General features: G+C 62.6%; 7 protein-coding genes. 2 read left to right on the top strand and 5 right to left on the bottom strand.

Annotated elements, in window-relative coordinates:
- On the bottom strand, window positions 1-384 hold a 384-nt coding region (locus EN994_RS11590), incomplete at its 3' end, for a DUF4126 domain-containing protein (protein ID WP_127307545.1).
- 135 nt (window positions 385-519) lie between these two features.
- Here EN994_RS11590 and EN994_RS11585 point away from each other — a divergent pair.
- Window positions 520-1077, top strand: a complete 558-nt coding sequence (locus tag EN994_RS11585; RefSeq protein WP_063168859.1) for a sugar O-acetyltransferase — start codon at window positions 520-522, stop codon at window positions 1075-1077.
- A gap of 5 nt (window positions 1078-1082) precedes the next feature.
- Here EN994_RS11585 and EN994_RS11580 read toward each other — a convergent pair whose 3' ends face one another.
- Entirely contained in the window at window positions 1083-2078 is a 996-nt protein-coding gene (locus EN994_RS11580) for a helix-turn-helix domain-containing protein (RefSeq protein WP_063168858.1), read from the bottom strand.
- Between the two features lie 126 nt (window positions 2079-2204).
- Between EN994_RS11580 and EN994_RS11575 the strand changes: the two genes are divergently transcribed.
- On the top strand, window positions 2205-2849 hold the full coding sequence (locus tag EN994_RS11575; protein WP_013529947.1) for a cysteine hydrolase family protein: 645 nt from the start codon (window positions 2205-2207) through the stop codon (window positions 2847-2849).
- Between the two features lie 67 nt (window positions 2850-2916).
- On the opposite strand, the gene EN994_RS11570 is transcribed toward EN994_RS11575, so the two are convergent.
- The 3 genes from EN994_RS11570 to EN994_RS11560 all read right to left on the bottom strand — a co-directional run.
- A complete protein-coding gene (locus EN994_RS11570) occupies window positions 2917-4596 on the bottom strand; it encodes a formate--tetrahydrofolate ligase (RefSeq protein WP_013529948.1) in 1680 nt (559 codons plus the stop codon).
- 313 nt (window positions 4597-4909) lie between these two features.
- Window positions 4910-6034, bottom strand: coding sequence for a DUF2333 family protein (locus tag EN994_RS11565; protein WP_013529949.1), 1125 nt, complete (start codon window positions 6032-6034; stop codon window positions 4910-4912).
- 104 nt (window positions 6035-6138) lie between these two features.
- Window positions 6139-7248, bottom strand: a 1110-nt coding sequence (locus EN994_RS11560; protein WP_127307544.1) for a DUF6638 family protein, incomplete at its 5' end; no start/stop codon positions are given.

Genomic DNA, 7248 nt, shown 5'->3' with positions numbered 1-7248 from the left:
GCCGAAGGCGGCCGCGAGCCGGCCGCGAGCTTCGGCGCCGCCAAGCGTGCCGATGACAGCGCCGATGGCGCCCGCGATCAGGCCGCCGATGGTGGCGCCACCGGTGGCGCCGATCACCGCGCCGGTGAAAGCGCCCGTAACGATGCGGGCGCCGAATTGCTGGGGTACTTTACGGCTCGGCGTCGACGGCAACTGGTCGGTGACCAGCTCGACGATGGCCAGGATGGTGAAGATGCCGACAGCCGCCCAATGGCTCATGAAGCTCGCCCAAGTGCCGGCAACCGTCAGCCAGCCGAGATAAGCGCCCCAGGCAATGGCGGCCGGCGCCGTCATGGCGCGAAGACCGGCAATGACGCCGATCAGAAGTGCGAGAATGTAGAGCATGGTCGATCCCCCTCGATCACGGGCCAAGACGGCCTTGAGTCACAGGCTACCATAGGTCCAATATTTGACCAGTACTGGCATCGGCGCTTTTGGCTGCACTTGTGCTTTGCAAGGACGTGAACTGGAGACCGCATCATGGCTGAGAGCGAGCGCGTGAAAATGGTGGCCGGCGAATGGTATACCTGCATCGATGACGAACTGGAGTCGTTGCGGATGATAGCGCGCGATGCGGTGTTCGAGCACAACTTGCTGCCGCCTCGTCAACGCGGCAATCTCGGGCCGGGTCTGAAGGCACTGCTGGGAAGAGCCGGCGAGGGCGCCCGTATCGAGGCGCCGTTCCACTGCGCCTATGGCTTCAACATCTTTCTCGGCGACGGCGTCTTCCTCAATACCGGCTGCACCATCCTCGACACGGCGAGCGTGCGCATCGGCAAGGCAACGCTGCTCGGCCCGAACGTGCAGATCTACTGCGCCGAGCACCACAAGGAGGCCAGTGGGCGGCAGGCCGGACTGGAGATCGCCCGACCGATCGAGATCGGCGCCAATGCCTGGATCGGCGGCTCAGCCGTCATCCTTGGCGGCGTCAGCATCGGTGAAGGCGCCATCGTCGGCGCCGGTGCGGTGGTGACGCGCGACGTGGCGGCGAACGCCACGGTGATCGGCAATCCGGCGCGGCCGGTCAAGCGGGGCTGAACAGGTCAGGACGACAGGACATACGTCATGCGCTCTTCCTGATCGACCCGCCTGGAGAACTCGCGCCGATACTGCGCAGGCGATGTCTTGAGCCGTGCCGAAAAATGCTGGCGCAGCGAGGTGGCGCTGCCGAAGCCGGCTTCGAAGGCGATCATGTCCATGGATTTCTCCGTCGCTTCCAGCAAACGCTGCGCCAGTTCGATCCGCTGGCTGGTCAGCCAATCGCCAAAGCTGGCGCCGATCGATTTCTGAAAGCGACGGGTAAAGGTGCGGCGGGTCAGGCCGGCGGCCTCGGCCACGCGGTCCAGGCTATGCGCTTCGCCAAGCGTCGCGCGAACCGCGTCGAGGGCCTGGGTGAAGCGGTCGGCGTCCGCGCTTCTTGCCACCGGATGCTCGATGAATTGCGCCTGGCCGCCCTGGCGATGCGGGGAAAGCACGATCTGGCGAGCAAGCCGCAGTGCTGCTTCCGCGCCATAGCGGGCGCGCACGATGTGGAGACAGCAGTCGAGGCCGGCGGCGACGCCGGCCGAGGTCACGACATCGCCATTGTCGACGTAGAGCACCGCGGCATCGACAGCGATGTCGGGATGGAGTGTTTGCAATTGTTCGCAATAGGCCCAGTGCGTCGCGGCACGTCGGCCCGAAAGCAGCCCGGCCGCTGCAATGGCGAAGGTGCCGAGGCACAGGCCGACAATCAAGGCGCCGCGTTGGTGCGCATGGCGCAGCGCTTCCATCAGCAGCGGCGATACCGGTTCGCTCAGATGATGCCAGCTCGGGATGATGACGATATCGGCGCCGTCGAGCCCTTCGAGCCCATGCGGCGCGGCAATTGTCAGCCCGGCTTCGGTATGGATCGGCCCGGCCTTGACCGCGCAGATGCGGAAGTCGAAGCGCGGCAGGCCAAGCGCCGTCCTGTCCTCGCCGAAGACCAGGCACGGTACGGAAAGATGGAACGGGCTGATGCCGTCGAAGGCGAGGACGGCAATGATCGGGTCGTTCATGGGTGCTTCCAGCGGTTGAATGCGGATTGTCCCAATTCTTTCGAATGATGTCAATCGGGTCACTTTCGGCTGTCTGGCAGCCCGCCTATCTTCCATCCATCGAATTCAAGCCGGAAAGGAAACACCATGTCTGACCCAGCCAACACCACGCCGCGCCGGGCGCTGATCGTCGTCGATGTGCAGAACGATTACGACGGCGGCAATCTCGCCATCCAGCATCCGCCGTTCCGCGACAGCGTCGTCAATGTGGCACGCGCCATGGATGCAGCGACTGCTGCCGGTATCAAGGTGGTGGTCGTCAAGCAGATGGCGCCCGAGACCTCGCCGATCTTTGCCAAGGGCAGTCACGGCGGCGAACTGCATCCCGAAATCGCCAGGCGCAAGCGCGACCATTATGTCGAAAAGAACCTGCCCTCCGCCTTCACCGGCACTGATCTGGAAGACTGGCTGCGCGCCAATGCCATCGATACGATTACGGTGGTCGGCTACATGACGCATAATTGTGACCTGTCGACCATTATCCACGCCGTGCATATGGGCTTTGCCGTCGAGTTCCTGTCGGATGCGACCGGCTCGGTGCCTTACGCCAACAGCGCCGGCTACGCCTCGGCCGAGGAGATCCATCGCGTGGTCACGATCATCCTGCAGTCGCGCTTCGCCGCCGTGCTCAAGACCGCCGAATGGGTGGAGTGCCTGCAGACCGGCGCGCTGCCGGAGCGCGACACGATCTTCGGCTCCAACCAGCGGGCGCTGTCGCGCAGCGCTGCTTAGGGCTATCCGAACAAACAGAAAGGGCGCCGCATCGCTGCGGCGCCCTTTCTGTTTGAATTGAAGGATTTTAGAACAGGCCTTCGATATTGCCGGCCTCATTGAGGAAGATCTTTTCCGAGGACGGCGCCCTCGGCAGGCCCGGCATGGTCATGACCTCGCCGCAGATGATGACGACGAAGCCGGCACCGGCCGAAAGCCTGACCTCGCGCACCGGCACGGTGTGGCCGGTCGGCGCGCCGCGCAGGTTCGGGTCGGTCGAGAAGGAATACTGGGTCTTGGCCATGCACACCGGCAAATGGCCGTAGCCGGCGTCTTCCCACGCCTTGAGCTGGTCGCGCACCGACTTGTCGGCGATCGCTTCCGAGCCGCGATAGATGCGCTGGACGATGGTGTTGATCTTCTCGAACAGCGGCATGGCATCGGGATAGAGCGGCGCGAACTGCGAGGCGCCGGATTCGGCCAGTGCCACCACCTTGTTGGCGAGATCCTCGATCCCGGCCGAGCCGTGTGCCCAGTGCTTGCACAGGATCGCTTCTTCGCCCATCGAGGCGACATAGTCCTTCATCGCCTGGATCTCGGCGTCGGTGTCGGAATAGAAATGGTTGATGGCAACCACCGCCGGCACGCCGAACTGCCTGATGTTCTCGATGTGGCGGCCAAGATTGGCGCAGCCCTTCTTCACCGCTTCGACGTTTTCCTTGCCGAGGTCTTCCTTCTTGACGCCGCCATTCATCTTCATGGCGCGCACGGTGGCGACGATGACCGCCGCTGCCGGCTTCAGGCCCGCCTTGCGGCACTTGATGTCGAAGAACTTTTCAGCACCCAAATCGGCGCCGAAGCCGGCTTCGGTGACGACATAGTCGGCGAGCTTGAGCGCCGTCGTGGTGGCGACGACCGAGTTGCAGCCATGCGCGATGTTGGCGAACGGCCCGCCATGCACGAAGGCCGGGTTGTTCTCCAGCGTCTGCACCAGGTTCGGCTGCATGGCATCCTTCAGCAGCACAGCCATGGCGCCGTCGGCCTTGAGGTCGCGGGCATAGACGGCTGACTTGTCGCGGCGATAGGCGACGATGATGTCGCCGAGGCGCTTTTCCAGGTCCTTCAGGTCGGTCGACAGGCAGAGGATCGCCATCACTTCCGAGGCGACGGTGATGTCGAAACCGCCCTCGCGCGGGAAGCCGTTGGCGACGCCGCCGAGCGAGCAGATGATCTCGCGCAGCGCGCGGTCGTTCATGTCCATGACGCGGCGCCAGACGACCCGGCGGGTGTCGATGCCGAGCTCATTGCCCCAGTAGATGTGGTTGTCGATCAGCGCCGAAAGCAGGTTGTGTGCGGTGGTGATGGCGTGGAAGTCGCCGGTGAAGTGGAGGTTCATGTCCTCCATCGGCACGACCTGCGCATAGCCGCCGCCGGCGGCACCGCCCTTGACGCCGAAGTTCGGGCCGAGCGAAGCCTCGCGGATGCAGACGATCGCCTTCTTGCCGATGCGGTTCAGGCCGTCGCCGAGACCAACCGTGGTCGTGGTCTTGCCTTCGCCGGCCGGCGTCGGGTTGATGGCGGTTACGAGGATCAGCTTGCCGTCCTTGTTGCCCTTCACCGATTTGATGAATTCGGCTGATATCTTGGCCTTGTCGTGGCCGTAGGGCAGCAGGTGTTCGGTCGGGATGCCGATCTTCTGGCCGATCTCCTGGATCTGCTTTTTCCTGGCGCCGCGCGCGATCTCGATGTCGGACTTCACTTCGGCCATGACGGCTTTCCTCTGGATTGGACGGTGGAGGGGACGGGTTTGGTCTTACTGGCAAGCAGGTTGGAACCGGGCGCGGGCATGTTCTAACCCTGTCGCTGCCGCGGCGTCAACTTGTATGCAACTATGTTTCCTCTTGAGAAAATTCTTCTGCGGACCGGCCGACCTGTCGTCGGTTCTTCCTGGCTCCGTTGCCGCGCCGTATAGAAGCCAGAGGACGCGTCGTTCCGCCGTCTCAAAACAGCCGCACAATGCACGGAATGCGACAGAGGCGACGGCGCAAATTCACCATCGCCTGGTCCCTAATGGAACAGCGCTACTGCGTCAGAACGTTGCTGATTTCGACCATGTTGGAGCGCACCCTGAGCACATAGAAGCCCATCGTCGTCAGATGCGTCGGCAACAGCCAGCCATCCTCGCGGCCATTGGCGATGATGAAAGGCTGGATCTTCAGTGCCGAAACGAACTGCGAGTCCATCGTGTCCCAGAGGTTCTGCAGATGCTTTTCCTTGATGACGTCCTCGAAGTCGGCCTGGGCGCCCTTCATCAGGCCGTAATAGCCATAGAGCTGGCCATAGGCGAACCAGTAGCGGTCGTCGGCGCGGAAGTCGAACCAGCCATTGTTGTGGTTCTCGGCGCGTTCCTTGAGGATCGCCGAGGTCGAGCCGATGTCGGACGAGATGCGGTCGATATACTGTTTCAGATTGTCGGCGCGGGCGTCGAATGTCGCCTGGCAGGTGGCAAGGCGAGCGTTGAAGGAACGCAGCATGCGCACGGCGTCGCGATAGTAGCTCGGCGTCGGTGTCTTGGGACCGAACGGGTTCAGGCCGAAATACCAGGTCTCCTCGTCGAACTGCAGGTTGCCGCGGGCATTCTGCAGATCGCTGTCGATCTGCGAGGTGGTGCGGACGCGGCCGAGATTGTCGGCGAGTTCGGTCGCCGTGCGCCGCACCGCCTGGTTGATGCCGCGCTGGAAGGAGGCCTTGTTGTCCATCCACGGCGTGTTGTCCCAGTCGATGCCGAACAGGCCGAGCTTGTAGAGGATCATCGACGAGATCCAGGCATTCTGGTTGACGTTGAAGTCGGTCAGGTCGGCGGCGATCTGGGCAATGCCGGAGTTGCCGCAGGTCTTGGCCGTGTCGGTGCCGGCGCCGGCGGAGACCTGTTCGCCAGCGGAGACATTGCGCTTCTCGAACGTGTAGGTGTCTGGATAGTTCGGGTTGAAATTGTTCCACCACTGGGTGGCGTAGAAGAAATTGGCATAGAGGCCGATCAGCACCAGCAGAGCAAGGCCGACCGCCGCCTTGAGGATCCAGCCGCGTTGCGTGTACCAGCGTCCGGCCCACAGGAACGGCCACAGGATGACGCCGATCAAAAGCCCGATACCGCGGCCGATCCACTGGAAAATGCGGGTGAAGAAGTTCACGATCGGATCGAGCATGGCTGTGTCACCCCCTCAAGCATGATGCCAAAAAGTTGCAGACTTTTTGGATAACATTATGCGCCAAAACAAGAAGTTAGAACGAAATAACGGTTCATTTCGTTCTAGTCAGTCAGGCCGTAGAGGCGCGTGCGAAACGCCACCTTGTCCTTCAAATATGTGGTTTTGAGAACGTCCACAACATGCGATCGCCAGGCGTCGCTGAAGCCGCCATAGTCCTTGTAGAAGCCGTCCTTGTTGAAGATGTAGCGCGAGACGAAGTCCGACGGCACGAAATCCGAGATCAGCCGGTTGGTCAGCCAGGCGTCAGGATGGTCAGGCTTGGCGCGGATCACCAGGAAGCGCTGCTGCGGGAAGACATCCTCGATCTTCAGGTGGCCGAGCTGGGCGATCTCGCGCTTGGCGGCGTTGAGGAAAGGGAAATTGCCGTCCCTGGTGATCAGGTCGGCATGGCTCTGGAACCAGGTCTGCAGCCAGACCTTGTCGACATTGGTCAAGTTGCGGTTCGGCTCGGCATCGCGGATCAGCGCGCGCACCACCATCTCGGCGCGGTGCTCGAGGTAGCCCGAGGCCTCGACCCAGGAGGCGCGCGGCAACTCGATGCGGCCGGTGGTGGCGAGGAACTTGAACACCTTGTCGGCGTCGTTAATGGAGAGATAGCTGACCTGCCACGGCCGCGAACGGCGGAAGCCTGGCGCCGCAGGATCGCTGATCACTGTCGTCACATCCGGGTCGACGAAGACGTAAAGGCCACCGAAATGGCTGGTCCAGTAGGCGTTGTGGCGGAAGATCACCTGGTCGGGCACCAGCGCGTTCTCGCGGATGTCGCCGCAGATCTTGGCGAGCTCGACCATGCGGTTCAGCATGGCGCTGTCGCGCCAGGCGTCGGGCTCCTGCTTCAACCGGTCGACGAGCTTGCCGAGCTCGGCGGCCTTGCCCAGCACATCCTCAGCCGACAGCACCTTGAACTCGACCTGGCTGATCGACAGCAGGTCCTCGATATCGTTGACCTTGGGAACGGAATCCTCGATCTCGCCGTAGATGACATCCTTGATCGTCAGCGCATCGATGGCGCGCTGGTTCTTGGACATGAACTCGAACATCAGCTGCGAGGTGTTGGAGAAGGCGGTGTGCACCACCGGCAGGTCGATCTGCGACGGCGTCAGGATGATGAAACGGCGGTTGACCTCGTTGGGATCGAGATAGTCGTAGTC

Origin of the sequence: Mesorhizobium sp. M7A.F.Ca.CA.002.09.1.1, from assembly GCF_003998555.1 — a bacterium.
GTDB lineage: Bacteria > Pseudomonadota > Alphaproteobacteria > Rhizobiales > Rhizobiaceae > Mesorhizobium > Mesorhizobium ciceri.
The sequence above is the reverse complement of the archived record's forward strand: the minus strand, read 5'-3'. Positions and strand labels throughout refer to the sequence as shown.